At 73.4% G+C, this 26,636-nt stretch carries 25 protein-coding genes; 17 read left to right on the forward strand and 8 right to left on the reverse strand.

All coding sequences use genetic code 11. The annotated features are described in order from the left end of the window. The first annotated feature begins 1 nt into the window (after position 1). The 3 genes from sufU to ACFUC1_RS00830 are packed head-to-tail and all read left to right on the forward strand — an operon-like array spanning position 2 to position 1,414. Positions 2-493 (forward strand): Fe-S cluster assembly sulfur transfer protein SufU, encoded by a 492-nt coding sequence (gene sufU, locus ACFUC1_RS00820; protein WP_379115984.1) that lies wholly within the window; start codon positions 2-4, stop codon positions 491-493. Further along, the gene (locus ACFUC1_RS00825; RefSeq protein WP_310157142.1) at positions 490-819 is read left to right on the forward strand and encodes a metal-sulfur cluster assembly factor; all 330 of its coding nucleotides are present in this window, start codon (positions 490-492) and stop codon (positions 817-819) included. The genes sufU and ACFUC1_RS00825 overlap by 4 nt, the downstream gene beginning before the upstream one ends. A 37-nt stretch (positions 820-856) precedes the next feature. Further along, positions 857-1,414: an acVLRF1 family peptidyl-tRNA hydrolase gene (locus tag ACFUC1_RS00830; protein WP_379115985.1), complete on the forward strand. Its 558-nt coding sequence runs from the start codon at positions 857-859 to the stop codon at positions 1,412-1,414. A gap of 33 nt (positions 1,415-1,447) precedes the next feature. Here ACFUC1_RS00830 and ACFUC1_RS00835 read toward each other — a convergent pair whose 3' ends face one another. Beyond that, on the reverse strand, positions 1,448-2,377 hold the full coding sequence (locus ACFUC1_RS00835) for a neutral zinc metallopeptidase (RefSeq protein WP_379115986.1): 930 nt from the start codon (positions 2,375-2,377) through the stop codon (positions 1,448-1,450). Positions 2,378-2,529: 152 nt separating this feature from the next. Here ACFUC1_RS00835 and ACFUC1_RS00840 point away from each other — a divergent pair, with 152 nt between their 5' ends. The 10 genes from ACFUC1_RS00840 (at position 2,530) to ACFUC1_RS00885 (ending at position 14,072) form a co-directional block, all read left to right on the forward strand. After that, a complete protein-coding gene (locus tag ACFUC1_RS00840; protein WP_379115987.1) occupies positions 2,530-4,131 on the forward strand; it encodes an ABC-F family ATP-binding cassette domain-containing protein in 1,602 nt (533 codons plus the stop codon). Positions 4,132-4,191: 60 nt separating this feature from the next. Continuing rightward, on the forward strand, positions 4,192-5,913 hold the full coding sequence (locus ACFUC1_RS00845; RefSeq protein WP_379115988.1) for a nitrite/sulfite reductase: 1,722 nt from the start codon (positions 4,192-4,194) through the stop codon (positions 5,911-5,913). Continuing rightward, positions 5,910-6,113 carry a hypothetical protein gene (locus ACFUC1_RS00850; protein WP_379115989.1) on the forward strand — a complete coding sequence of 68 codons (204 nt, stop codon included), beginning with the start codon at positions 5,910-5,912 and terminating at the stop codon, positions 6,111-6,113. Before ACFUC1_RS00845 ends, ACFUC1_RS00850 begins: the two co-directional genes overlap by 4 nt. After that, entirely contained in the window at positions 6,110-6,910 is an 801-nt protein-coding gene (locus tag ACFUC1_RS00855) for a phosphoadenylyl-sulfate reductase (protein WP_379115990.1), read from the forward strand. The genes ACFUC1_RS00850 and ACFUC1_RS00855 overlap by 4 nt, the downstream gene beginning before the upstream one ends. Continuing rightward, a complete protein-coding gene (gene cysD, locus ACFUC1_RS00860; RefSeq protein ID WP_379115991.1) occupies positions 6,907-7,881 on the forward strand; it encodes a sulfate adenylyltransferase subunit CysD in 975 nt (324 codons plus the stop codon). The genes ACFUC1_RS00855 and cysD overlap by 4 nt, the downstream gene beginning before the upstream one ends. After that, positions 7,881-9,314 carry a sulfate adenylyltransferase subunit 1 gene (locus tag ACFUC1_RS00865; protein WP_379115992.1) on the forward strand — a complete coding sequence of 478 codons (1,434 nt, stop codon included), beginning with the start codon at positions 7,881-7,883 and terminating at the stop codon, positions 9,312-9,314. The genes cysD and ACFUC1_RS00865 overlap by 1 nt, the downstream gene beginning before the upstream one ends. Further along, positions 9,314-10,588 carry a uroporphyrinogen-III C-methyltransferase gene (gene cobA, locus ACFUC1_RS00870; RefSeq protein WP_379115993.1) on the forward strand — a complete coding sequence of 425 codons (1,275 nt, stop codon included), beginning with the start codon at positions 9,314-9,316 and terminating at the stop codon, positions 10,586-10,588. Before ACFUC1_RS00865 ends, cobA begins: the two co-directional genes overlap by 1 nt. Before the next feature lie 10 nt (positions 10,589-10,598). After that, positions 10,599-11,315 carry a sirohydrochlorin chelatase gene (locus ACFUC1_RS00875; RefSeq protein ID WP_379115994.1) on the forward strand — a complete coding sequence of 239 codons (717 nt, stop codon included), beginning with the start codon at positions 10,599-10,601 and terminating at the stop codon, positions 11,313-11,315. Next, a complete protein-coding gene (locus tag ACFUC1_RS00880; protein ID WP_379115995.1) occupies positions 11,312-12,103 on the forward strand; it encodes an enoyl-CoA hydratase/isomerase family protein in 792 nt (263 codons plus the stop codon). The genes ACFUC1_RS00875 and ACFUC1_RS00880 overlap by 4 nt, the downstream gene beginning before the upstream one ends. Positions 12,104-12,194: 91 nt before the next feature. Further along, the gene (locus ACFUC1_RS00885) at positions 12,195-14,072 is read left to right on the forward strand and encodes an ABC transporter ATP-binding protein (RefSeq protein ID WP_379115996.1); all 1,878 of its coding nucleotides are present in this window, start codon (positions 12,195-12,197) and stop codon (positions 14,070-14,072) included. Here ACFUC1_RS00885 and ACFUC1_RS00890 read toward each other — a convergent pair. Next, positions 14,069-15,001 (reverse strand): DMT family transporter, encoded by a 933-nt coding sequence (locus tag ACFUC1_RS00890; protein ID WP_379115997.1) that lies wholly within the window; start codon positions 14,999-15,001, stop codon positions 14,069-14,071. The genes ACFUC1_RS00885 and ACFUC1_RS00890 overlap by 4 nt on opposite strands. Positions 15,002-15,114: 113 nt before the next feature. Next, entirely contained in the window at positions 15,115-15,987 is an 873-nt protein-coding gene (locus ACFUC1_RS00895) for an SURF1 family protein (protein WP_379115998.1), read from the reverse strand. Between the two features lie 32 nt (positions 15,988-16,019). On the opposite strand from ACFUC1_RS00895, the gene moaA reads away from it, so the two are divergent. After that, positions 16,020-17,066, forward strand: coding sequence for a GTP 3',8-cyclase MoaA (gene moaA, locus ACFUC1_RS00900; protein WP_379115999.1), 1,047 nt, complete (start codon positions 16,020-16,022; stop codon positions 17,064-17,066). Between the two features lie 29 nt (positions 17,067-17,095). Here moaA and ACFUC1_RS00905 read toward each other — a convergent pair whose 3' ends face one another. Both ACFUC1_RS00905 and ACFUC1_RS00910 read right to left on the reverse strand, forming a co-directional pair. After that, entirely contained in the window at positions 17,096-17,317 is a 222-nt protein-coding gene (locus ACFUC1_RS00905) for a hypothetical protein (RefSeq protein WP_379116000.1), read from the reverse strand. Next, a complete protein-coding gene (locus ACFUC1_RS00910; RefSeq protein ID WP_379116001.1) occupies positions 17,314-17,637 on the reverse strand; it encodes a DUF3099 domain-containing protein in 324 nt (107 codons plus the stop codon). The genes ACFUC1_RS00905 and ACFUC1_RS00910 overlap by 4 nt, the downstream gene beginning before the upstream one ends. Before the next feature lie 153 nt (positions 17,638-17,790). On the opposite strand from ACFUC1_RS00910, the gene ACFUC1_RS00915 reads away from it, so the two are divergent. The 3 genes from ACFUC1_RS00915 to ACFUC1_RS00925 are packed head-to-tail and all read left to right on the forward strand — an operon-like array spanning position 17,791 to position 21,556. Continuing rightward, complete coding sequence (locus tag ACFUC1_RS00915) at positions 17,791-18,501, forward strand: beta-ketoacyl-ACP reductase (protein ID WP_379116003.1); 711 nt, start codon at positions 17,791-17,793, stop codon at positions 18,499-18,501. 55 nt (positions 18,502-18,556) lie between these two features. Beyond that, a complete protein-coding gene (gene fabI, locus ACFUC1_RS00920; RefSeq protein ID WP_379116004.1) occupies positions 18,557-19,315 on the forward strand; it encodes an enoyl-ACP reductase FabI in 759 nt (252 codons plus the stop codon). A 42-nt stretch (positions 19,316-19,357) separates the two neighbouring features. Continuing rightward, a complete protein-coding gene (locus ACFUC1_RS00925; protein WP_379116005.1) occupies positions 19,358-21,556 on the forward strand; it encodes a tetratricopeptide repeat protein in 2,199 nt (732 codons plus the stop codon). Positions 21,557-21,575: 19 nt separating this feature from the next. Here ACFUC1_RS00925 and cphA read toward each other — a convergent pair whose 3' ends face one another. The 3 genes from cphA to serB form a co-directional block, all read right to left on the reverse strand. Then, positions 21,576-24,428: a cyanophycin synthetase gene (gene cphA, locus ACFUC1_RS00930; protein WP_379116006.1), complete on the reverse strand. Its 2,853-nt coding sequence runs from the start codon at positions 24,426-24,428 to the stop codon at positions 21,576-21,578. A gap of 68 nt (positions 24,429-24,496) precedes the next feature. Continuing rightward, positions 24,497-25,357 (reverse strand): cyanophycinase, encoded by an 861-nt coding sequence (locus tag ACFUC1_RS00935; RefSeq protein ID WP_379116007.1) that lies wholly within the window; start codon positions 25,355-25,357, stop codon positions 24,497-24,499. A 9-nt stretch (positions 25,358-25,366) separates the two neighbouring features. After that, positions 25,367-26,572 carry a phosphoserine phosphatase SerB gene (gene serB / locus ACFUC1_RS00940; protein WP_379116072.1) on the reverse strand — a complete coding sequence of 402 codons (1,206 nt, stop codon included), beginning with the start codon at positions 26,570-26,572 and terminating at the stop codon, positions 25,367-25,369. Positions 26,573-26,636 lie beyond the last annotated feature (64 nt).

Genomic DNA, 26,636 nt, shown 5'->3' on the forward strand with positions numbered 1-26,636 from the left:
CGTGGACCTGTACCAGGAGCTCATCCTCGAGCACTCCAAGCGACCGCACCACGCCGGCCTGCGCGAGCCGTTCGGCGCCGAGGTGCACCACGTCAACCCCACCTGCGGCGACGAGGTGACCCTGCGGGTCCAGGTCGAGGGCGAGGGCGCCGACGCGGTGATCCGCGACGTGTCCTACGACGCCCTGGGCTGCTCGATCTCGACGGCGTCGACGAGCGTGCTCACCGACGAGGTGATCGGGCACACCGTCGCCGAGGCCATGGCGACCCACGAGGCCATGCGCACGATGCTGACGTCGAAGGGGCAGGACCCGGGGGACGAGGACGTCATCGGTGACGGCGTCGCGTTCGCCGGCGTCTCGAAGTACCCCGCCCGCGTCAAGTGTGCTCTGCTGGGATGGATGGCCCTCACCGACGCGTTGCACCAGGCAGGGATCGACACCACCGCGGTCACGGGCCGCAGCCAGAAGGACGAGGACAAGGTAGGACGATGAGCGAGACCACGACCACCCAGCCGAACGTCGCGGACGTCGAGGAGGCCATGCGCGACGTCGTCGACCCCGAGCTCGGGATCAACGTCGTCGACCTCGGCCTCGTCTACGGCATCACTGTCGACGCGCAGAACCACGCCGTCCTCGACATGACGCTCACGTCGGCGGCCTGTCCGCTCACCGACGTCATCGAGGACCAGACCGCCCAGGCGCTCGAGGGACTCGTCGCGACCCACCGGATCAACTGGGTCTGGATGCCGCCGTGGGGCCCGGACAAGATCACCGACGACGGCCGCGAGCAGCTGCGCGCCCTCGGCTTCAACCTCTGACCTGCCGACCCCTGACCTGCCGACCCACCGCCGCCCGGTGAGCACTCGCGTCGTCGAGGTCGCGCCCGAGCGGCTCGAGGGTTGGCTGCAGCGGTTCACCGCCAACAACCCCGGTCCCGACGCCCCCCAACGGGTGGTCGGGACCGAGCGGTTCGACCACGTGCCGCTGGCCGTGGTGCTGGTCCGCCGCGGCGGGTATGCCGTGGGGCTGGCCGAGGGCGCGGCATACGCCGTGTCGAAGGTGGGCACCCGGCACGTCCAGTCGCGCACGGCGGCCGGCGGCTGGTCCCAGCAGCGGTTCGCCCGCCGCCGGGGCAACCAGGCGGACGAGCTCGTCCGTGCCGTCGCGGACCATGCCGTGCGCCTTCTCGTCCCCCGGGCGCACGGCGGCGGGTCCGGCGCGGCCGCGCCCACGGGGCTCGTCGTCGGGGGCGACAAGGCCCTCGTCCGTGACCTGCTGGCCGACCCGCGCCTGGCGGCCCTGGACGGGCTGCCGCGCCGCGAGCTCTACGGCCTGCCCGACCCGCGTCGGTCCGTGCTCGACGACGCCCTGCGCCGGGGCCGCGCCGTCCGTGTCACCGTCGAGGAGCGCTGAGGGTCGAGGAGCGCTGAGGGTCGAGCCGGGAGGTCACTCGACCTTGTCGACGCTGAAGGTGTCGCACTGGTTGAGGTCACCGGACGTGTAGCCGGTGGTGAACCACTTCTGCCGGGCGGCGGCCGACCCGTGCGTCCACGTCTCGGGGCTGACCTGGCCCTGCGTCTTCTGCTGGATCCGGTCGTCGCCGACCGAGGAGGCGGCGGAGAGCGCGTCCTTGATGTCCTGCTCGGTCAGCGGCTTGAGGAACGCCACCTGGCCGCCGCTCGTGCTCTCGCCCTGGGTCTGCGTGGCGTGGTTGGCCCAGACGCCGCCGAGGCAGTCGGCCATGAGCTCCACCCGCACGCTGCCGCTCTGGGCGCCCTTGGGGTCCTGCTGGGCGCGGTCGAGCAGGCCGAGGATGTCCTGGACGTGGTGGCCGTACTCGTGCGCGACGACGTACTCCTGGGCCAGGGGACCGCTGCTCGAGCCGAACTGGTCGGACAGGATCTGGAAGAAGCTGGCGTCGATGTAGACCTGCTTGTCCAGCGGGCAGTAGAACGGCCCGACCTGGTTGGAGGCGGTCCCGCACGCTGACTGGGTCGAGCCGCTGTAGAGGATCGTCTTGGCCGGCGTGTAGTTGCGGCCGTAGCGGGGCAGCTCGCTGCTCCAGAACGCGTTGACCGAGTTCACCGTGGCGATGACCCGGCAGGTGTCGTTGCGGTTGGCGTCGGCGCCCGTCCTGCACTGGGAGAACTGCGAGGGGTCGGTCGATCCGCCGGGCTGCACGGATCCGCTGCCGCCGTCGCTGCCCGAGCCCGGGCTGGTGGGCACCGAGCCGGGGTTGATGCCGAAGATGAGCATGACGATGAGCAGGATGATGCCGCCCACGCCCCCGCCGACGACCAGACCGCCGGGGGCGCCGCCGCCCCCACCGCCCCCGACCTGGGAGGTGTCGAGTTTGACGTCGTCGTTGAAGCTCATCGGTCCTCCACGGCCTGTGGGCGTGTGCTCAGTGCCGGCGCACGCTCGCTAGACTAGGAATCACAGTCCCCAGTCGGCGCCCACGCAACTTCGCGGAGGGCGCCCCCTTGTGCCGCGGGTGTCGCGGTGCCCCCGATGTCAGGAGCTTCGTCGTGATCGCCGCCAGTGGAGTCGAGCTGCGCGCCGGTTCCCGCCTCCTGCTCGACGGGGCCACCTTCCGGATCGCCGCCGGTGACCGCGTCGGCCTGGTCGGCCGCAACGGCGCGGGGAAGACCACCCTGACCAAGGTCCTGGCCGGCCAGGGGCAGCCCGCCGCCGGCTCCGTGACGAGCTCGGGGGAGGTCGGCTACCTGCCACAGGACCCGCGCACGGGCGACCTGCAGGTCCTCGCGCGCGACCGGATCCTGTCGGCGCGCGGCCTCGACCGGATCGTCCGTGAGATGCGGGCCGCCGAGGGTGGCATGGCCAGCGCCGACGACGAGACCCGCGACAAGGCGATGCGCCGGTACGCGCGGCTCGAGGGCGAGTTCACCGCCCGTGGCGGGTATGCCGCGGAGTCCGAGGCCGCCTCCATCGCCAGCGCCCTCGGCCTCGACGAGCGCATCCTGGGGCAGACGCTCGGCACCCTCTCCGGTGGCCAGCGGCGACGGGTCGAGCTGTCGCGCATCCTGTTCTCCGGGGCGGAGACCCTGCTGCTCGACGAGCCGACCAACCACCTCGACGCCGACTCGATCGCGTGGCTGCGCGACTACCTCAAGGGGTACTCCGGCGGCCTGGTCGTCATCAGCCACGACGTCGAGCTGCTCGACGCGGTCGTCAACCGGGTCTTCCACCTCGACGCCAACCGCGCCGAGCTCGACCTCTACAACGTCGGCTGGAAGGCCTACCTCCAGGCCCGCGAGACCGACGAGCGGCGGCGCAAGCGTGAGTACGCCAACGCGACCAAGAAGGCCGCGGCGCTCATGGAGCAGGCCGAGAAGATGCGCGCGAAGGCCACCAAGGCCGTCGCCGCACAGAACATGATCAAGCGGGCCGAGCGCATGCTCGCCGGCATCGAGGGGGAGCGGGTCACCGACAAGGTGGCGCGCCTGCGCTTCCCCGACCCGGCGCCGTGCGGGCGGACGCCGCTGCGCGCCAGCGGGCTGTCGCGGTCCTACGGCTCGCTCGAGATCTTCACCGACGTCGACCTCGCCATCGACCGCGGCTCGCGCGTCGTCGTGCTCGGCCTCAACGGCGCGGGCAAGACGACGCTGCTGCGCATGCTGGCCGGGGTCGACGAGCCGGACACCGGGAAGGTCGAGCCCGGCCACGGCCTCAAGCTCGGCTACTACGCCCAGGAGCACGAGAACCTCGACGTCACCCGCTCGGTGCTCGAGAACATGAAGTCGGCGGCGCCGGACAGCTTCGGGGAGACCGAGGTCCGCAAGGTGCTCGGGTCGTTCCTGTTCAGCGGCGACGACGTCGACAAGCCCGCCGGCGTGCTGTCCGGTGGCGAGAAGACCCGCCTGTCGCTGGCCATGCTCGTCGTGTCCAGCGCCAACGTGCTGCTGCTCGACGAGCCGACCAACAACCTCGACCCGGCCTCGCGCGAGGAGATCCTCGGTGCCCTGCGCACGTACAAGGGTGCGGTCGTCCTCGTGACGCACGACGAGGGCGCCGTCGACGCGCTCGAGCCCGAGCGGATCCTGCTGCTGCCCGACGGCGTCGAGGACCTCTGGGGCCAGGACTACCGGGACCTCATCGCCCTCGCCTGACGCGCGGGACCGCCTCTCCCGTGAAAAGCCTGCCGGAACGGTGGGAATTACGGTCGGATAATGGACCGTTATGCGATCCATAACGAGCCGTGCAGAATAGGTCGGGTGACGCAGACCCCCACCCGACCCCGGCGGCAGGCCGGCAAGGCCACCGGCGCCTGGGCCGACGGCGACCGCACGCCGCTCAACGCCAACGAGCAGTTCAAGCAGGACGACGACGGCCTCAACGTGCGGGCGCGGATCGAGCAGGTCTACGCCAAGGAGGGGTTCGCCAGCATCCCCGGTGAGGACCTGCGCGGGCGGATGCGCTGGTGGGGCCTGTACACCCAGCGCAGGCCCGGGATCGACGGCGGCAGGACGGCCAGCCTCGACCCGGCCGAGCTCGACGACGAGTACTTCATGCTGCGGGTCCGCAGCGACGGCGGCTCCCTGTCCGGCGAGCAGCTGCGCGCCGTCGCCGGGATCAGCCGAGAGTTCGCCCGCGACACCGCCGACATCACCGACCGCCAGAACGTCCAGCTGCACTGGATCCGCGTCGAGGACGTGCCGGAGATCTGGGCGCGGCTGGAGTCCGTCGGGCTCACCACGTCCGAGGCCTGCGGTGACACCCCGCGCGTCATCCTCGGGTCGCCGGTCGCCGGGATCGCCGCCGACGAGGTGGTGGACGGGACCCCGGCCGTCGAGGAGATCCGTCGCCGCTACATCGGCAGTCCCGAGTTCTCCAACCTCCCGCGCAAGTTCAAGACCGCCATCTCGGGCAGCCCGAGCCTCGACGTCGCGCACGAGGTCAACGACATCTCCTTCGTCGGGGTCGTCCACCCCGAGCACGGGCCCGGGTTTGACGTCTGGGTCGGCGGCGGCCTGTCGACCAACCCGATGTTCGCCCAGCGGCTCGGCGCCTGGGTGCCGCTCGCCGACGTGCCCGAGGTGTGGAGGGGCGTCGTCTCCATCTTTCGTGACCACGGGTACCGGCGGCTGCGCAACCGCGCCCGGCTGAAGTTCCTCGTCGCGGACTGGGGCGTCGAGCGGTTCCGCGAGGTGCTCGAGCAGGAGTACCTCGGCCGCGCCCTCCTCGACGGCCCGGCCCCCGAGGCCCCGAGCGCGCACCGCCGCGACCACGTGGGCGTCCACCCCCAGCAGGACGGGCGCTTCTGGGTGGGCGTCGCCCCGCTGGCCGGACGGGTCAGCGGGACCACCCTCGAGGCGGTCGCCGACCTCGCCGAGCGCCACGGTTCCGGGCGGGTGCGCCTCACGGCCCACCAGAAGCTGCTCGTCCTCGACGTGCCGGAGCCCGAGGTCGCGGCGCTCACCGAGGGCCTCGCGGCCCTGGGGCTGCCCTCCGACCCGTCCGAGTGGCGCCGCGGCGTGATGGCCTGCACCGGCATCGAGTTCTGCAAGCTGGCCCTGGTCGAAACGAAGGCGCGTGCCAACACCGTCATCGCCGAGATGGAGCGCCGCCTCCCGGACTTCGACGTGCCCTTCACGATCCACGTCAACGGCTGCCCGAACTCCTGCGCCCGCTTCCAGGTCGCCGACGTCGGCCTCAAGGGCATGGTGCAGACCGACGAGGACGGCACACTCGTGGAGGTCTTCCAGGTCCACCTCGGCGGCGGTCTCGGCACCGAGCCCCAGCTGGCGCGCAAGACCCGCGCGCTCAAGGTCCGCGCCCTCGACCTGCCCGACTACCTCGAGCGGCTCGCCCGCACGTTCCTCGCGCAGCGCGACGGCGAGGAGTCCTTCGCCCACTGGGCTCACCGGGCGGACGAGGACGACCTGCGATGAGCGACAGCCCCCGCGGGGTCGTCCGGCACTGCCCCTTCTGTGCCGAGGAGGACCTCTGGCCGGTCGAGGAGCCGTCCGGAGGCTGGGAGTGCCGGGCCTGCGCCCGCGTCTTCACCGTGCGGCTCGACCGGGTCGAGGCGCAGCACATCCCCGGGCGGGTGGCCGAGCAGGCCGCCCTCGGACGAGAGGAGCAGCCGTGAGCACCGAGGCCGCAACCCCCGACGCAGCCGCCCCCGAGGCTGCAGCGACCGGCGCCGGGACACCCCGCGGCCGGGCCGCGCTCGAGGCCATCGCCCTGGAGGCGCAGCAGCGCTTCGCCGCGCTGGAGCGCGAGCCGCAGCACGCGGCGTACGAGGGACGCGTGAGCCTGGCCGCCCAGGCGCTGCGCTGGGCGCACGAGACCTTCGGCGAGCACCTCACCGTCGCGTCCTCCATGGGTGACGAGGTGCTCGTGCACCTCGTCGGCACCACCCTCACCGGCGCGGACGTGTTCTTCCTCGACACCGGGTACCACTTCGTCGAGACGCTCGGCACGCGCGACGCCTACCAGGCCATGCTGCCGATCAAGATCCGCACCATCCTGCCGCTGCTCACCGTGCCGCAGCAGGACGAGCAGTACGGCGCGAGGCTGCACGACCGCGACCCCGACGCCTGCTGCGCGATGCGCAAGGTCGAGCCGCTCAACCGCGCGCTCGAGGGCTACGAGTCGTGGGTCACCGGCATGCGACGCGCCGACGCCCCGACCCGCACCGACATCGACCTGGTCACCTGGGACGCGCGCCGTGGCCTGGTCAAGCTCAACCCGATCGCCGCGTGGACCGACGACGACGTCGACCGCTATGTCGCCGAGCACGGCGTCTTCCTCAACCCGCTGCGGCAGGAGGGCTACGCGTCGATCGGCTGCGCGCCCTGCACGCGGCCGGTGGCCGAGGGCGAGGACCCACGGGCCGGGCGCTGGTCCGGCAAGGACAAGACCGAGTGCGGGCTGCACACATGACCACGACCGAGACGGAAACCGTTGTGACCACGACACATCCGGCCACCGGCCTGACGACCGGGACCAGCGCCACGCCGCTCGTCCTGGACCACCTGGACCACCTCGAGTCCGAGGCGATCCACATCTTCCGCGAGGTGGCGGGGGAGTTCGAGCGCCCGGTCATCCTCTTCAGCGGCGGCAAGGACTCGGTCGTCATGGTGCACCTGGCGATCAAGGCTTTCGCGCCCGCGCCGCTGCCGTTCGCCCTGCTCCACGTCGACACCGGGCACAACTTCCCCGAGGTGCTCGACTACCGCGACGCGACGGTCGAGCGCCTCGGTGTGCGGCTCGTCGTCGCGAAGGTGCAGGACTACATCGACGACGGGCGGCTGCGCGAGCGGCCGGACGGGACGCGCAACCCGCTGCAGACGGTGCCCCTGCTCGACGCGATCGAGGCGGGGAAGTTCGACGCCGTCTTCGGTGGCGGCCGCCGCGACGAGGAGAAGGCCAGGGCCAAGGAACGGGTCTTCAGCCTGCGCGACGCGTTCGGCGCGTGGGACCCCCGACGCCAGCGGCCCGAGCTGTGGGACCTCTACAACGGCCGCCACGCCCCGGGCGAGCACGTCCGCGTCTTCCCGCTGTCCAACTGGACCGAGCTCGACGTCTGGCGCTACATCGAGCGCGAGGGCATCGCCCTGCCGGAGCTGTACTACGCACACGACCGCGAGGTCTTCCGGCGCGACGGCATGTGGCTGACCCCGGGCGAGTGGGGCGGCCCCAAGGACGGCGAGCCGGTCGAGACCCGGCGGGTCCGCTACCGAACCGTCGGCGACATGAGCTGCACCGGTGCAGTCGAGTCCGACGCCGGTGACGTGGCCGGGGTCATCCTCGAGCTCGCCGCCTCCCGGCTCACCGAGCGCGGGGCGACCCGCGCCGACGACCGCCTCTCCGAGGCCGCCATGGAGGACCGCAAGAAGCAGGGGTACTTCTGATGACCGTCGACACCCACCAGGAAGCCGCCGTGACCGCTCCCGGAGCCGCAGCCCGCGCCGACACGCAAGCGCCCGCCGACACGCAAGCGCCCGCCGACACCGCAGAGCCCGCCGCCGAGGCGCCGGCCACCAGCGCGCCTCCCCGGCACGACCTGCTCCGGCTGGCCACGGCTGGCTCGGTCGACGACGGCAAGTCGACCCTCGTCGGGCGGCTGCTCTACGACACCAAGTCCGTCCTCGCCGACCAGCTCGACGCGGTCGAGCGGGTCAGCCGCGAGCGCGGCCTCGACGCCGCCGACCTGGCGCTCCTGACCGACGGCCTGCGGGCCGAGCGCGAGCAGGGCATCACGATCGACGTCGCCTACCGGTACTTCTCCACGGCCACGCGGTCCTACGTGCTGGCCGACACCCCGGGCCACGTCCAGTACACCCGCAACATGGTCACGGGCGCCTCGACCGCCGAGCTCGCCCTCATCCTCATCGACGCCCGTCACGGCGTCGTCGAGCAGACCCGGCGGCACCTTGCGGTCACCGGGCTCCTCGGCGTGCGGCACGTCGCGGTGGCGGTCAACAAGATGGACCTGGTCGGCTGGTCGCAGGAGCGCTTCGACGCCATCGTGGCCGAGTTCGCACGCCACGCAACGCGTTTCGGCATCGAGGACGTCGTCGCCGTGCCGGTCTCGGCCCTCTTCGGCGACAACGTCGTCGACCGGTCCGACCGCGCCACCTGGTACACCGGCCCCACCCTGCTCGAGCACCTCGAGTCCGTGCCGGTCGGGACCGACCCCTCGACCCAGCCCCTGCGGCTGCCGGTGCAGTACGTCATCCGCCCGCGGACACCCGAGCACCCCGACTACCGCGGGTATGCCGGGCGGCTCGCCTCCGGCGTGGTCCGCCCCGGCGACCGGGTGACGGTCCTGCCGTCCGGTCGCACGACCACCGTCGAGGCCATCGACCGCACGCGGCCCGACGGCTCCCTCGAGCAGCTCGACGTGGCCTTCGCGCCCCAGTCGATCACGCTGCGGCTGGCCGACGACGTCGACGTGTCGCGAGGCGACCTCATCGCCGCGACCGACGAACCGGGCCTCCTGACGCGGTCCATCGCCGGCACGGTCGCCGTGCTCTCGGACCGTCCGCTGCGCCAGCGCGACCGGGTGCTGCTGCGCGTCGGCACGCGGACCACGCGGGCCCTGGTCGAGGACGTCGTCGACCAGCTCGACATCGAGACCATGGAGCACCGCACCGCCCCCGACGGCCTGCCGCTCAACGCGATCGGGCGGGTGCGCCTCCGCCTCGCCGAGGACGTGCCGGTCGACGACTACCGCGTCCTGCGCCGCACCGGGGCCTTCCTGCTCATCGACGAGTCCGACGGTGCCACCCTGGCGGCGGGCATGGCCGACGCCCCGGACCGCGCTGTCGGCGAGGGCATCTGATGACCGCCGCCGCGGACTACCCGCTGACCCTCGACGTCCACGGCCGCCGCGCCGTGGTGGTCGGGGGCGGTCCCGTGGCAGCGCGTCGCGCCCGCGGTCTCCTGGACGCCGGCGCCGTCGTCGACGTCGTGGCGCCCTGGGTGTGCGAGGACCTGGCGGCGGCAGCCTCGGCCGGGCAGGTCCGGTGGCACGAGCGCGAGTACGTCGCCGGCGACCTCCTGGAGCCCGAGCCCGCGTGGCTCGTGCACACCGCCACGGGCGACCCGGCCACGGACGCGCAGGTGGCCCGCGAGGCCGAGGCAGCACGGGTCTGGTGCGTGCGGGCCGACGACGCCGCTGCATCGAGCGCCTGGACGCCCGCTGTGGCCCGCGGTCGCGAGGGCACAGGGGCCGAGGGCCTCACCGTCGCCGTCAACGCCGGGGGAGACCCGCGCCGAGCCGCCGCCGTCCGCGACGCAGTCCTGGCGGCGCTCGACTCCGGCACCCTGCCCGTGCGTCGCCACCGCGTGGCGGCGTCGGGGGAGGCACCGTCCCGGCCGGGCCGGGTGGCCCTCGTCGGGGGCGGCCCCGGCGCCGACGACCTCATCACCGTGCGGGGACGCGCCCTGCTGGCGGCGGCCGACGTGGTCGTCACCGACCGGCTGGGCCCCCGCGGGCTGCTCGACACGCTGGCCGCGGACGTCGAGGTCGTCGACGTCGGCAAGACCCCCGGCAACCACCCCAGCAGCCAGGAGCGGATCAACGAGATCCTCGTCCACCACGCCTCTCAGGGCCGCAACGTCGTCCGGCTCAAGGGCGGTGACCCGTTCGTCCTCGGCCGGGGCGGCGAGGAGGCGCTGCACTGCGCCGAGCACGGCATACCGGTCGAGGTCGTCCCCGGCGTGACCTCGGCGGTCTCCGTGCCCGCCGCCGCCGGCATCCCGGTGACCCACCGCGGCATCACGGCGTCGTTCGTCGTCGCCTCCGCCCACGAGGGGGCCGACCACGTGATCTCGGCGGCGGCCGACGCCGCCCCGGACGCGACCCTGGTGCTGCTCATGGGCGTCACGCGGCTCGCCGAGACCGCAGCGGCGCTGGTGGCCGCCGGACGGGCCGCGACGACCCCCGTGGCCCTGGTGGAGCGGGGCTGGACGCCGCAGCAGCGCACCACCGTCACCACGCTCGAGCACGCGGCCGCGGATGCCGTCCGGGCCGGCGTCCGCGCGCCCGCCGTCGTGGTGGTCGGCGACGTCGTGTCGGTGCGGAGCCGCCTCGGTGACCTGGCAGGGGAGTAGCGTCCCTACGGTGAGTGCACCCGACATCGTGCTGCTGGCCCACGGCTCGCCGGACCCCCGGCACGCCCGCGGCGTGGAGGAGCTGGCCGGCCACGTGCGCGCGCTGGCGCCCGCACGGCCCGTCCACACGGCATACCTCGACCACCACGAACCGACCCCGGCGGCCACGGCGTCCGCGCTCGGTGACCACGCTGTCGTCGTGCCGGTGCTGATCACCCCCGCGTACCACGCCCGCGTGGACGTGCCCTCCGCGGTGGAGCAGATCGCCTCGACGTCCGGCGCCCGGGTCGCCCTCGCCGAGCCGCTCGGGCCCCACCCGATGCTGCTCGACGCCGCCGAGGAGCTCCTGCTCGCGCACGGCGTCGCCCCGGACCCGCACACTGCAGTGCTGCTGTATGCCGCCGGGTCCAGCGACAGCGACGCCGTCGCCGCCGTCACGCACGTCGTCCAGGAGCACCCGCGCGAGGGGTGGGGGCGCTGGGACGTCGCCGCCCTCGACGGGGGCGCCACGCTAGAGCAGGTCCTGAGGCGGCTGCCGGAGGACACCGACCGGACCGTCGCCGTGTCCTTCATGGTGGCCGAGGGCATCCTGCGCGACCGGATGGCCCAGGAGTGCGGCCGGCACGGGGTCACGATGGTGCCGGGCGCGCTGGCGCAGACCGACGCGGTGGCCAAGCTCGTGCTGGCCCGCGCCGACAACCTGCCCGCGGGTAGCCTGCCCGGGTGAGCGACACCCCCGACCGGCCGCACCCGCACCTGCACGTCGCCCGCGTGGGCGACGTCGTCACCGTCAGCCTCGACCGGCCGGAGCAGCGCAACGCACAGACCCCGAGCCTGTGGGCGGCCCTGGCGGCGGTCGCCGAGGGGCTGGACCCCTCCGTGCGGGTCGTGGTGCTGCGGGGTGAGGGGCAGTCGTTCTCGGCCGGGCTGGACCGCGGCATGCTGCGGCCGGGAGGTGTCGAGGGGGAGCAGGACATCCTCGCCCTGGCCGTCGGCGGCCCGGACGCCGCGGCCGACGCGATCGAGGCGTTCCAGCGCGGGTTCACCGCGTGGGCGTCGGTGCCCGCAGTGGTCGTGGCTGCCGTGCAGGGTCACGCCATCGGGGCGGGCATGCAGCTCGCCCTGGCCGCCGACCTGCGCGTCGTCGCCGACGACGTCCAGCTCGCCATGCGCGAGACCTCCCTGGGGCTGGTGCCCGACCTCGGCGGCACGGGGCCGCTCGTGCGGCTCGTGGGCCCGGGCCGGGCGCTCGAGATCTGCGCGACGGGGCGCTTCGTGGGGGCGCAGGAGGCCGTCGCGACCGGTCTCGCCAACGTCGCGGTGCCGCGTGCCGAGCTCGAGGCCACGACGGCCGACCTCGTCGCGGCCCTGCTCGCCGCCCCAGCCGACGCGCTGCGCGAGCTCAAGCCGCTGCTGGCTGCCGCCGCGACGAGCGACCGCGGGACCCAGCTGCGGCTCGAGCGCGAGGCCCAGGGCCGGCTGCTGCACGGGATGCTCCAGCGCGCCCGGAGCTGACCCGCCGCCGCCCTGTCGGTGCCGGGCGGCACCATGGGAATGCGACCCGGCGCACAGGCGTTGTCCCGCCGGAACGACTCGGAGGTGGCGCATGAGCATGTCTGGCTGGATGGCCATGCGTTCACTGACCCGTGACGACTCGGTCAAGGACCGCAAGCTGGCCCCCGGGACGGCCCGGCGCACCCTGTCTTACGCGCGCTCGTTCAAGCGCGAGATCGCCGTCTTCGTCGTGGTCGTCGTCCTCGACGCCGCGCTGGTCGTCGCCACCCCGCTGCTGCTCAAGGACATCGTCGACCGCGGCATCATCCCCAAGGACCGGGGCGTCGTGGTCGAGCTGGCCCTGCTCGTCGCGGCCATCTCGCTGGCGGACGGCGCCCTGACGCTGGTGCAGCGGTGGTACTCCGCCCGGATCGGCGAGGGGCTGATCTACCACCTGCGCACCGAGGTCTTCGCGCACGTGCTGCGGCAGCCGATCGCGTTCTTCACCCGCGCCCAGACCGGCGCCCTGGTGAGCCGGCTCAACTCCGACGTCCTCGGCGCCCAGCAGGCCTTCACGTCCGTGCTGTCGAGTGTCGTCAGCAACGTCGTGTCGCTCGCCCTGATCATCGGCACCATGGCGACGCTCTCGTGGCAGCTGACGCTGGCGTCACTGGCGCTGGTGCCCTTCTTCATCGTCCCGGCGCGCTGGATGGGCCGCCGGCTCGCCGGTCTCAGCCACGCCCAGATGGGCCTCAACGCCGACATGGGCACGCGGATGACGGAGCGGTTCAACGTCGCCGGCGCGCTGCTCGTCAAGCTCTTCGGCGACGCCCGCCGCGAGGACGCCGAGTATGCAGAGCGTGCCGCCGGCGTGCGCGACATGGGCGTCAAGATCGCCATGAACCGCAGCGTCTTCTTCGTGGCGCTCACCCTCGTCGCCTCGCTGGCGACCGCCATGGTCTACGGCTTCGGCGGCCTCATGGCCGTCGGCGGCACCCTCACCGTCGGCACGCTCCTCGCCCTCACCGCGCTGCTCGCCCGGCTCTACGGGCCGCTCACCGCCATCTCCAACGTCCGCGTCGACGTCATGACGGCCCTGGTCTCGTTCGAGCGGGTCTTCGAGGTGCTCGACCTCGAGCCGCTCGTGCAGGAGCGGCCGGGTGCCCGCCCGCTGCCCGACGGCCCGGTGTCGGTCGAGCTCGACGGCGTCGGCTTCCGCTACCCCTCGGCTGACGACGTGTCGCTCGCCTCCCTCGAGAGCACGGCGATCGGCGACCGCAAGGGCTCGGGGACCGTCCTGCGGGACGTCACGTTCACCGTGGAGCCGGGGCAGCTCGTCGCCCTCGTCGGCCCGAGCGGGGCCGGCAAGACGACCATCACCAGCCTCGTCGCGCGCCTCTACGACCCGACCACGGGCGCCGTGCGGATCAACGGCGTCGACGTGCGCGACGCCACCCTCGACTCGGTCCACTCGACGGTCGGGGTCGTGACGCAGGAGGCGCACCTCTTCCACGACACCATCCGCGCCAACCTCGCCTACGCGGCGCCGGACGCCACCGAGGAGCAGATGGTCGCCGCCCTGAAGGCCGCGCACGTCTGGGCCCTGGTCGACGCCCTGCCCGAGGGCCTGGACACCGTCGTCGGCGACCGGGGCCACCGGCTCTCCGGCGGCGAGAAGCAGCGCCTCGCGCTGGCCCGCCTGCTGCTCAAGGGGTCGGGCCTCATCGTCCTCGACGAGGCGACTGCCCACCTCGACAGCGAGTCGGAGGCCGCCGTCCAGCGTGCCCTCGACACCGCCCTGACCGGCCGCACGGCCCTCGTCATCGCGCACCGGCTGTCGACCGTCCGCGGCGCCGACCAGATCCTCGTCGTCGACGGCGGGCGCGTCGTCGAGCGCGGGACGCACACCGAGCTCATGGCGCGTCACGGCCTCTACCGCGACCTGTACACGACCCAGTTCGCCGAGCAGGAGTCCGACGTCCCCGCCTAGGAGGGCACCACGTCCGGCTCGGGAACCTTCTGGTCCGCGGTGCCGCGACCCGGTCGTGGACGCCGCCGGGTCAGCACCACGCCCACGACGCACAGGGCGCCCCCGACGTACGCCCCCGCCGGGGGCAGCTCGCCGAGGAGCAGCCACCCCAGCCCCGTGGCGATGACCGGCACCAGGAAGGTCGTCAGGGCCAGCGTGCCGGCGTTCGTCCGCGACAGCGCGAACGCCCAGAGCAGGAACGCCACCGCAGTGGGGAAGACCCCGAGGTAGGCGACGAGCAGCAGCGTCGTCGCGCTCCCGTGGCGCACCGTGTCGACCAGCTCGGGCGTGAAGGGCAGGCACACCACCGCGCCGATGACGCAGGCGAGGAACGTGACCTCGAGCCCCGGCAGCCGGGACAGCAGCGGCTTCTGCGTGACGACACCGGCGCCGTAGGTGAGCGCTGCCACCACGGCGAGCAGGACGCCGCCGAGGTCGCCCCCCGCGTGGCCCGACTTGGCCAGGCCGATCACGACGACGCCCGCGAACCCCACGACCGCACCCGCCACGAGCCAGCGGGTGAGCTGCTCGCCGAGGAAGGCCGCCGCCAGCAGGGCCACGACGATCGGGCCGATCTGCACCAGCATCGCGGCCGTGCCGGCGTCGATACGGCGCTCGGCGGCGTTGAGCGTTATGTTGTAGACGCCGAACCACAGCACCCCGCACGTCACGAGCAGCGGCAGGTCGCGCCGGCTCGGCCAGGTCCGGGGGCGGCTCAGCATCATCGCGCCGAGGACCACGGATGCGACGAGCAGCCGACCGAGCGACAGCGCGCCGGGCGAGACCGACGGGCCGAGGTGGCGGATGGCGACGAACGCCGATGCCCACAGGACCAGGACGACGGGGACGGTCAGGAGGCTGAGCGTGCGGGTGCGGTCGGGCGTCGTCACGAGCAGGACCGTATGCCGTGCCGCGCGCAGCCGCGACGGCGGCGGTGCCAATCTCCGCCCGATGACTGCCAGTTCTCGCCCAGCAGGTGGTCAGGCGGCGTCCGGGCGCTGCCTCAGCCGTCCTCCTCGTCCCAGATGCGCACCTTCTTCACCTTGGCGGGACGACCCCCGCGACCCGCCCGGGCCCCCACCGGTTCGGCCGTCCTGTCGCCCTCGGCGGCGGGTCCGGTGCGGTCCCCCGTGTCGGGGGCGGCGGGCTCCAACGACTCGAGGTACTCGCGCCGGGCGCCGAACCAGACCAGGACGAAGCCCGCCACCATGGCCAGCCACCACTGGAACGCGTAGGCCTGGTGGGGGCCCAGGTCGGTGTCGGGCGCCTCGAGAGCGGCCGGTCGCGGTGGCGTGCCGCCGTCGGCCGTCCGCTCGCTCTGCACGATGACGTAGCCCCCGAGCAGCGGCGTGCCGGCTGCTGCCGACGCCTCGCGCAGGTTGATGCTCGCGAGCTGCCCCGGCTGCATCTTCCGGCCGAGCGAGGGCTCCCCCTGGCGCGCCCACCCCGTCACGGTCACCTGACCGGTCGGGACGGGGGGCACGTCGGGACGGGTCTCCGCAGTCGCCCCGTTGGGCACCCACCCCCGGTCGAGCAGGACCGTGCCGGCACCGTCGGCCCGGAACGGCACGACGACCTCGTAGCCGTAGACGGACTCGTGGGGGCGGTTGCGAACCAGCAGCTGGCTGTCCGCGGCATACGTCCCGGTCATGGTGACCCGGGTCCAGTCGGAGGCCAGCGGCATCGGTGACGCGCCCAGGACCTGGCCGACCGGGCGCGGCGTCGCGCCGTAGTGGGCGTGGATCCGGTCGGCCCGCGCGGCCTTCGCCTCGTAGCGGTGCCACTGCCACCGGCCGAGGAAGAACGCCGCCACGGCGAACACCGCGGCCACCGCCAGGGCGCCCAGCCAGCGTCGCGAGGTGAACGTCCTGAACACTTCTTCACGGTACCCGGCCTAGGCTGGGGGCCATGACCGGCCTCCCCTTCCCGACGGTGCGCGACAGCGCGCGCCCGCCGGCCGACCTGCCGGGGCTGCCCGACCGGCACGGACGGGTGGCCCGTGACCTGCGCGTGTCGGTGACCGACCGGTGCAACCTGCGCTGCCGCTACTGCATGCCGGCCGAGGGGCTGCCGTGGCTGGCCAAGCCCGAGATGCTCACCGACGACGAGCTCGTGCGCCTCGTGGGGATCTTCGTGGGGCTGGGGGTCCGCCAGGTGCGGCTGACGGGCGGGGAGCCGCTGCTGCGCCGTTCCCTCGTCGACGTGGTCCGGCGCATCGCCGCCCTGGACCCACGGCCCTCGATCGCGATGACCACCAACGGCGTCGGCCTCGACCGGCTCGCCCAGCCCCTGGCCGACGCCGGGCTGGACCGCATCAACGTCAGCCTCGACACGGTCGACCCGCGCGAGTTCGCCGACCTGACCCGCCGCGACCGGCTGCACGACGTCGAGGCCGGGCTCAAGGCGGCCGCAGCGGCTGGCCTGACGCCGGTCAAGGTCAACGCGGTCGCCATGCGCGGCATCAACGACCACTCCGTGGCCGAGCTGCTGCAGTGGTGCCTGGACCGCGGCTACGAGCTGCGCTTCATCGAGCAGATGCCGCTGGACGCCCAGCACGGGTGGGACGCCTCGACCATGATCGGCGCCGACGAGGTGCGCGAGCGGCTGTCCGAGCGGTTCACCCTGACGCCGCTGCCCGCGCAGGACCGGGGGAGTGCACCGGCCGAGCGGTTCCTGGTCGACGGCGGACCGGAGACGGTCGGCATCATCGCGAGCGTGTCCGCGCCGTTCTGCGCCGCGTGCGACCGCACCCGGCTGACGGCCGACGGCCAGGTGCGCAACTGCCTCTTCTCGCAGGCCGAGACCGACCTGCGCGGCCCGCTGCGCGACGGCGCGAGCGACGAGGAGATCGCCGGCCTCATCCGTGGGGAGATGTGGCGCAAGGCACCCGGGCACGGGATCGGCACGGAGGCGTTCGTGCAGCCGGCGCGCCCGATGTCCTCGATCGGCGGCTAGCCGGCTTGGCGTGCCGACACGGGGGAGCGCTAGCCCGCGTCCGCAGGGATGGCGTCCGCCGCCACGGTCTCCCTGAGGAAGCCCCGGACGGACAGGAACTCCCCGAGGGAGTCCCGGTGGTCGGCGCACGCCAGCCACACCTTGCGCCGGTCGGGGGTGTGCAGCTTCGGGTTGTTCCACAGGTGCGCCCAGGTCGCCTCGCGGCGGCAGCCCTTGGCGCTGCAGACGAGGTCGGTCACCGCTGGGGTCACCGCGGCCCGATCTGCGGCGGCCCGTCCCCGCGCGGCACGACCGGGCGTGAGCCGCCCGGGGCGCGGGGCCGGACGGCGTTGGCCATGACGACGGCGACGTACGGCAGCAGGATCGCCGCGATGGACAGCGTGCCCCACACCCAGGGAGACGCACCCTTGGTGGCCGTCACCGCCGCACCGACGAAGCAGACGGTGCGCACGGCCATGGTCAGCAGGTAGCGCTTGATCCGGTGGGCCTGTTCCTCGGCCAGCGACTCGGGGGCGGAGGTCACCGACTGCACGACGGGCTCGTCGTGGTGGGAGCGGCGGGGACGGGGCACCCTTCAACGATAAGCCGGGACGGTCGACGCCACCGATCTGGCCCCGGGCGTTCCGGGTGCGGCCTACCGATGGGTAGTCGGTAGGGTCGCAGCGGGCCCCGGACGGGGCCCGTCGCACGACCGACCGACCGCCGCGAGGCACGGAGGAGATCGATGGCTGGGCGCAACATCCTCGTCACGGGGGGCAACCGCGGCATCGGGCTGGCGATCGCCCGAGCCCTCGACGCTGCCGGTGAGAACGTCGTGGTGACGAACCGCTCCGGCGAGGCCCCCGAGGGCCTGCGGGCGGTCCGCTGCGAGGTCACCAACACCGCCAGCGTCGACGCGGCCTTCACCGAGGCCGAGGAGCTGCTGGGTGGCCCCGTCGAGGTGCTCGTCGCCAACGCGGGCATCACCCGGGACACCCTCCTGATGCGGATGAGCGACGAGGAGTTCGACTCCGTCCTCGACACCAACCTCGCCGGGGCCTTCCGCTGCGCCCGTCGCGCGGTCAAGGGCATGATCCGCGCGCGCCGCGGCCGCATCGTCTTCATCTCCAGCGTCGTCGGTCTCTACGGGTCGCCCGGGCAGGCCAACTACGCCGCCAGCAAGTCCGGCCTCGTCGGCCTCGCCCGCTCCATCTCGCGCGAGCTCGGCGGTCGCGGCATCACGGCCAACGTCGTCGCCCCCGGCTTCATCGAGACCGACATGACCGCGGCCCTGCCCGAGGACCGGCAGAAGGCCTACCTCGCGAGCATCCCCGCCGGCCGCTTCGGCCAGGCGGACGAGGTCGCCGCCGCGGTGCGGTTCCTCGCCGGCGACGACGCGGCATACATCACCGGCGCCGTCATCCCGGTCGACGGCGGCCTCGGCATGGGCCACTGACCCGACCCACCTGTCCGACCCCCTGCAGGACCCCACTCCACGAAGGAGAACCCCCATGTTGCTCGAGGGCAAGAAGCTGCTGGTCACCGGCGTCCTCATGGACTCCTCGATCGCGTTCCACGTCGCCAAGCTGGCGCAGGAGCAGGGGGCCGAGGTGGTCCTGACGTCGTTCGGGCGCACCTTCAAGATCACCCAGACCATCGCCAGGCGGCTGCCGACCACCCCGCCGGTCATCGAGCTCGACGTCACGAACCAGGGCGACCTCGACAGCCTGGCCGAGCGGCTCGGCGAGCACGTCGACCACCTCGATGGCGTGCTCCACTCGATCGGGTTCGCGCCGCAGGGTGCCTTCAACTTCATGGAGGGCACGTTCGAGGACGTGTCGACGGCGATGCACGCCTCGGCCTACTCGCTGAAGTCGCTGGCCGTCGCGGCCCTGCCGCTGATGCGCGAGGGCGGGGCGATCGTCGGCCTCACCTTCGACGCGAAGTTCGCCTGGCCCGTGTACGACTGGATGGGTGTGGCCAAGGCGGCGTTCGAGTCCACGAACCGCTACCTCGCCCGCGACCTCGGGCCGAAGGGCATCCGCAGCAACCTGGTCTCCGCCGGGCCGATCCGCACGACCGCGGCCAAGTCGATCCCGGGCTTCGTCGCCTTCGAGGACACCTGGGGCCAGCGGGCCCCGCTGGGCTGGGACGTCAACGACCCGGTGCCCGCCGCGAAGGCCTGTGCAGCCCTTCTGTCCGACTGGTTCCCCGCCACCACCGGCGAGATCGTGCACGTCGACGGCGGCGTGCACGCCATGGGCCAGTAGCGGCGGCGCGCGAGCCGGGGGCGGGCAGTAGCGTCTGACGCCATGACGTCCGCATCCGGCGTGGCCGAGACCGTCACGGTCACCGAGGTCCGCGTCCTCGAGGGGCCGAACCTCTACTTCGCCAAGCCGGCGGTCAAGGTCACCCTCGACCTGCCCGGGTACCTCGCAGCAGCCGAGCCCGACCTGGGTCGCCTCGCCGGGCGCGTCGGTATGCCTGGTGCCCGGCCGGGTGCGCCCGGCACGCAGGCGCGCCAGCGGTTCGTCATGCGCGTCGTGGAGCGCGCCGTCCGCGCGACCGCGGCGGCCAGCGGGACCACCCGGCTCGGCGTGCGGGTGCGGGCCGGCTCCAGCCCCGCGCAGGTCGTCGTCGCGTTCGTCTGGCGACGCCGCGGGCGGGCGAGGGCGCTGGGCGAGGCCACCGGTCCGGTCCTGCAGGCCTGGCTCGAGGGCCGGGACGCGGTCGCCGACCAGGCGGCCGTGGTGGCGGCCGCCGCACCCGGGGACCGGCCCGCGATCGTCCGGCCCACGATCCCTGTCGCCTCCGTGACCGGCACCAACGGGAAGACCACCACGACCCGGCTGCTCGGGCACATCGGCATGACCGCCGGCCTGCGGACCGGCTGGTCCTCGACCGATGGCATCGTCGTCCAGGGCGAGCTCGTCGAGGCCGGCGACTACTCGGGGCCCGCCGGGGCGCGGGCGGTCCTCAGCGCCCCCGGCGTCCAGCTGGCCATCCTGGAGACCGCGCGCGGGGGCATGCTGCTCAAGGGCATGGGCGTCAGCCACAACGACGTCAGCGTCGTCACGAACGTGTCGGCCGACCACCTCGGGATGCAGGGGATCGACACCGTCGACCAGCTGGCCGAGGTCAAGGCGATCGTCACCAAGGCCACGCGGCCCGGTGGCTGGGCCGTGCTCAACGGCGAGGACCCGCGGGTCTGGGCGATGCGCACCGGGACCCGCGCCAAGCCGTGGGTCTTCGCCCTGCGGTCCGACGCGCCGGCGATCCGCCAGGCGCTGGACCTCGGCGGCCGTGCCGTGACGGTCCTCGACGGCGACGTCACCGTGCTCGAGGCCGGCCGCGACCCCGACCGCCTGGTCAGCGTGCTCGACGTGCCGGCCACGCTGTCGGGCCTGTCGCAGCACAACATCGCGAACGTCCTCGCCGGTGCGGCAGCGGCGCTCGGGCTCGGCATACCGCGCGACGCGGTCGTCGAGGGGCTGCGGACGTTCGCACCGGACGACCGGCTCAACCCCGGGCGCATGAACACGTACACGCTGAGGCGCCCCGACGGCGCCGAGATCACGGTCATCGTCGACCTCGCGCACAACGAGGCGGGCCTCGAGGCGCTGCTCGACGTGGCGCACGGCCTGACGGTGCCCGGCGGCCAGGTCCACCTCGGCCTGGGCCTCGCCGGCGACCGCACCGACGAGCTGCTCGAGGCCATGGGCGAGATCGCCGGGCTGCGCGCCGACAGGGTGGTCGCAGCGCACAAGGCGCACTACCTGCGCGGGCGCACCATGGAGGAGCTCGAGGCCCACCTTCGCGCCGGGCTGGCCCGCGCCGGCGTGGCCGACATCGAGTCCTACGACACCGAGCTGGGCGGACTGCAGGCGCTCGTCCCCGGCGCCGCCGACGGCGACGTGGTGGCCCTGATGTGCCACTCGGAGCGGGCGCAGGTGGCGGCCTGGCTGGGGGAGCAGGGCGCCACCTCCGACACGGCCGCGGACGTGCGGCGCAAGGTCGTTGCGGCCCGCGGGGAGCACGAGCTGGAGCCCGAGATCACCGCCCTGTGGGCCCTCCACGACCACAGCGCCCGGGTCGAGGCCGCGCGGGTCCTGCGCGACCGTCGCCCGGACGACCCCCGGCTGGTCTACGAGTACGCCTCGGCGCTCGACGCGGCCGACCGCGAGTCCGAGGCCGTCGAGGCGTACCGCGAGGCCCTCGCTGGAGGCCTGCGCGAGCCGCACCGGCACCGGGCCCGGATCCAGCTCGCGTCCAGCCTGCGCAACACCGGTCATGCCGACGCGGCGTACGACCTGCTCACCCAGCTCGAGTCGGAGCGCCCGGGGTCCGCCGCGGTGGCGGCGTTCCGTGCACTGGCGGCGTTCGACTGCGGCCGCCCCGGCGAGGCCGTGGCGGACCTCCTGGAGGTCCTGCTGCACCACGCCGGCGACGACGACACCCAGGGCTACCGAGGCGCGCTGTCGCGGTATGCCGCACAGCTGCGCGGGCGGTGAGCCGCCCGGTCACCGCCCCTCAGGCAGTGACCGGTTCGCCCTCCGCGCCCTCCGCGGCGGCCTCGTTGCCGGCCACCTCCGCCTCGCTCTGGAGCTCGACCGGGTCGAGGTCGGGGTCGCTCACGCCGTCGCGGTTGTGCGCGCCCGCCTGGGCCGACTGCGTCATCGTCTCGAGCTCGGCGAGCACCTCGGCGTGCTGGTCGACGCAGAGCACGACGACGTCGCCGGGGTTGGCACGGGCCATGCAGTGCCGCACCGCGTCGACCTCCGCCAGCACGACCTCGACCTGGCGGCAGCGCACGCCCTCCTTGCCCATCTCCGCGCGGACTCCGTCGGCGATGAGCTCGGCCGTCTCGCCCAACGGCCGGCCGCGGAGGCGCTTGTCCTCGCGGACGACGACGACGTCGAAGTGGCGTGCCGCGATGGCGCCCAGCTCGCGCATGTCGTCGTCGCGGCGGTCGCCTGCGGTCGACACCATGCCGATCCGGGAGACTTTGCCCAGGTCCGCCTGACCGGACTTCTGCTCGGCATACCGGTCGACGAACTCGCCCAGCACCCGCATGCCGGGGGCGTTGTGGCAGTAGTCGACGAACACGTCCACGTTGTGCACGTTGACGAGGTTCATGCGGCCGGGGGAGAGGTAGTAGCTCGTGGTGAAGGTGCGCAGGCCCTGGCGGATCTCGTGGAGGCCGGCCCCGGCGGCGAAGGCGGCGCCCGCAGCCGCCATCGCGTTGGCGACGTTGAACTTCGCGGTGCCGCCGAAGGTCGCGGGAAGCAGGTGCGTCCAGGCGAGCTGCATCGAGCGGCGCCCGTGCTTGATGGTGATCATGTCGCCGCGGTCGGTCGGCTCGAGCACCACGGCCCGGCCACCGCGACGGCAGTGGTCGTCGATGTACTCGCGCACCTTGCTGCCCGGCGGCTGGAGCGAGAACCAGACGACGCTGCCGGAGCAGCGCCGGCGCATCTTGCGCACGAGGTCGTCGTCGGCGTTGAGGACCGCAAAGCCGTCCCGCGGCACGGCCTCGACGATGACCGCCTTGACGTCGGCCAGCTGCTCGAGGGTGTCGATGCCCTTCATGCCGAGGTGGTCCGGCGCGATGTTGGTGACGACGGCGACGTCGTTGCGGTCGTAGCCGAGTCCCTCGCGCAGGATGCCGCCGCGGGCGACCTCCATGACGGCGAAGTCGACGCGCGGGTTCTGCAGGACCATCCGCGCGGACCGCGGGCCGGAGGCGTCCGCCTTGTAGACGAGCCGCTCGTCGATCACGATGCCGTCGGTGGAGGTCATGCCGACCTTGCGCCCGATCCCCTTGAAGATGTGGGCGATCATGCGCGACGTGGTCGTCTTGCCGTTGGTGCCGGTGACGGCCACGATCGGCACGCGGGAGGGGGAGCCGGGTGGGAAGAGCAGGTCCACGACGGGCCGGGCGATGTACTGCGGCTCGCCGACCGTCGGGTGCGTGTGCATCCGGAACCCGGGCGCGGCGTTCACCTCGCAGATCGCGCCGCCGGTCTCACGCACGGGCGAGGCGATGTCGGGGCAGATGAAGTCGATGCCGGCGACGTCGAGCCCGATCATCCGGGCCGCCTCCTCGGCGATCTCGACGTTGTCCGGGTGGGCCTCGAAGGTGCGGTCGACGGAGATGCCGCCCGTCGACATGTTGCCGGTGAGGGCGAGCTTGACCATCTGCCCCTCCGGCGGCACCTGGTCCATCTCCCAGCCCTGGTCGCGGACGAGCGCCACTGCCGCGTCGTCGACCTTGATGCGGGTGAGGACCTTCTCGTGGCCGACGCCGCGACGGGGGTCGGCGTTGGTGATGTCGACCAGCTCGCTCACCGTGTGGGACCCGTCGCCGATCACGTGCGCCGGGACGCGCTCGGCGATCGCCTGCATCTTCCCGCCCACGATGAGGCACCGGTAGTCGCGGCCGGTGATGAACGACTCGACGATGACGTAGCCGCGCCGCGACTCGCCCTCGGCGACGACGAAGGCGTCCCGGACCTCGTCCTCGGACTGCAGGTCGAGCACGACACCCCGGCCGTGGTTGCCGTCGAGCGGCTTGACGACGACGGGGAAGCCGATGCGCCGGGCCGCGGCGGCAGCCCCGTCGGCGGACCGGACGGTCTCCTGCTTCGGCACGGGCAGCCCCGCAGAGGCGAGCAGCCGGGTCGTCATGTCCTTGTCGGAGGCGATGTCGACGGCCAGCGCGCCGGTCTTGGACGTCATCGTGGCGCGGATCCGCTGCGCGTGGACCCCCTGGCCCAGCTGGACGAGGGAGGCGCTGTTGAGGCGGATGTACGGGATGTCCCGGGAGATGGCTTCCTCGAGGATCGCCTGCGTCGACGGGCCGAACGCCGCGCGCTGGGCCTGGCGGAGGAAGACGTCGAGCGCCTCGGTGAAGTCGAAGCCCTCCTCGGCACGCACAAGGTGGTTCACCAGCCGCACCGCGAGCGTCCCCGCGGCCAGTCCCACGGTCTCGTCGTTGTAGTCGTAGATGACGTTGTAGCGGCCGGGCTGGCCCTTGACCGCCCGGGTCTTGCCCCGGCGCAGGTCGTGCCCTGCCTCCTGCTGCAGCTGCAGCGCGACGTGCTCGGCGACGTGCCCGAGCCAGGTGCCCTCGCGCAGCCGCTCGACGAACCCGCCCTTCACGCCGCGCGAGCAGGTGTGGTTCTCCAGGCCGGGGAGCAGCTCGACCAGGCGGTCCGTGAAGCCCTCGATCGTGTCGCTGGGGTAGCCCTCGAGGACACCGAGGTCGACGACCAGGTGGATCGCCGGGTTGTAGGACCACACGTTCCCACCGCGGTAGACCCGCGACTCGACGATCCGCAGCTCCGGGGCCGCGGGTCCGGTCGGGGTGGGACGGTCTGCCATGGGCACTCCTCGCTGGTCAGCAGGACGGACGGGGGCAGTGACGTCGTCGGCACACGCTCCGGGGGCGGTCAGGCCTTGGCCGTCGCCAGGGCGACCGCGGCGTCCGGGTGCTTCTCGACGAACTCGACGAGCCGCACCTCGGCGAGGTCGAACGTAGCGCCTGCGGGCAGCGAGTGCACGACCGCTCCGGACACCATCAGCGGGGCCCCCCGGCGGGCGTCGGGCGCGTCGGACTGGGCGGTGCGGCAGTCGAGCACGAACACCGCACCCGAGCCGTGCACGGTGAACGTGCGGCCGTCGACGAGCTCGACCGCGGTGTCCTCGTCGATGCCGATGCCGAGCAGGCTGGGGGAGGCGGCCACCATCGACATGAGCCGCCCGTAGCGCGACCGCTGGGCGAAGTGCTGGTCGATGATGACGCCCTCGACGAGGCCGAGACCGGCGCTGAGCTGGCTGTGCCGCTGGCGCGGGGTGATGCCCTCGTCGCCCATCGAGATCATGAACTGGCTCATGATCGAGGCGCCGGCCGACGTGCCGCCGACGACCGCACCCCGGGCGTGCGCCCGGTGGATCGCGTCGCCGAGCGGGGTGCCCGGGAAGCGCTGGCTGAGCTTGAGCTGGCTGCCGCCGCTCATGAAGACGCCGGTGGCCCCGTCCACGAGGGCGACGAGCTCCTCGTCGTGGGCCTCCACCCGGTCCTGGGGGTCGACGACCGAGGGAGCCGGGGCGCCGAGCCGGGTGAAGACGTCGGTGTACGAGGCGGTCACCTCGTCGGGGAACGAGGACGCCGTGGGAATGAGGACGATGCGGGCGCGCCGCCCGCCCGCGAGGCGGACGAACCGCCGCAGCACGGTCGCCTTGCCGACGCGGTCCTCGGCACCCCCGATGACGAACAGGGTGGGCCGGCCGCGCTTCCTCGGGGATGCCATTGCGCCAGCCTAGGAGCCGGGCTGCGGGATCGGCGGAGCCGGTGTCGGCGTGCCGTCAGCCGCGTCCGCCTCCTCGATCTCCTCGCGCGTGATGCCGAGCAGGTAGAGGACCGCGTCGAGGTACGGGACGGTCACCGAGGTGTCGGCCTGCTCGCGCACCACCGGCTTGGCGTTGAACGCCACGCCGAGGCCCGCGGCCTCGAGCATGTCCAGGTCGTTGGCGCCGTCGCCGATGGCCACGGTCCGCGACAACGGCAGCCCGGCCTCCTCGGCGAACCGGCGAAGCGCCCGCGCCTTGCCCTGCCGGTCGACGATCTCGCCGAGCACGCGGCCCGTCAGCAGGCCGTCGCGCACCTCGAGGCGGTTGGCGTGGGCGTGGTCGATGCCGAGCTCCCGCGCCAGGTCCTCGACGACCTCGAGGAACCCGCCGGAGACGACGGCGACGGTGAAGCCCAGCCGCTTCAGGGTGCGAACGAGGGTCCGGGCCCCGGGGGTGAACCGGACGGCGGCCCGCACGTCGTCCAGCACCGACACCGGCAGGCCCTCGAGGACGGCCACCCGCTGGCGCAGGCTCTCCGCGAAGTCGAGCTCGCCGCGCATGGCGGCCTCGGTCACCTCGGCGACCTCGCGCTCCTTGCCGGCGTGCAGGGCCAGCAGCTCGATGACCTCGTCCTGGATGAGGGTGGAGTCGACGTCCATGACGACGAGCCGGCGGCCCCGCCGGGCGAGGCCGCCGACCGCGACGGAGATGTCGACGCCGTGGATGCTCGACTCCAGGGCGAGCTCGCGGCGCAGCCGGTCGACGTCGGCGCCTGAGACGTCGAACTCGACGGTCGTGACCGGGTAGCGCGCCAACCGGCGGATGCGGTCGATGTTGGCTCCGTGCGAGGCGATCCGGGCGGTCACCGAGGCGACGGCACTCGCCCGGAGCGGGGACCCCAGCACGACCACGGCGGCACGTCCGCTGCGCTGGCGCAGGCTGTCTCCGGTGCCGCTGCGCAGCTTGACCTTGAGGCCGAGGTCGCGGCCGACGGCGGTGAGCACCTCGCGCAGCCGGTCCTCGCCGGCCCCCGGCGCGAGGAGCATGGCGAGGGTGAGGTGGCCGCGGACCACCACCTGCTCGAGGTCGCGCACCTCCGCCCCGACATCGGCGATGGCGTCGAAGAACGCGCTGGTCACTCCCGGGCGGTCGTCACCGCTGATGGTGACGAGCAGGGTCGCGACGTCCTCGGCGCAGGTGGTCGCAGCGGCACCGGTGGTCGCAGCGGCACCGGTGGTC

This window comes from Pedococcus sp. NPDC057267 (genome assembly GCF_042668795.1).
In the GTDB taxonomy this organism is placed as follows: Bacteria; Actinomycetota; Actinomycetes; order Actinomycetales; family Dermatophilaceae; genus Pedococcus.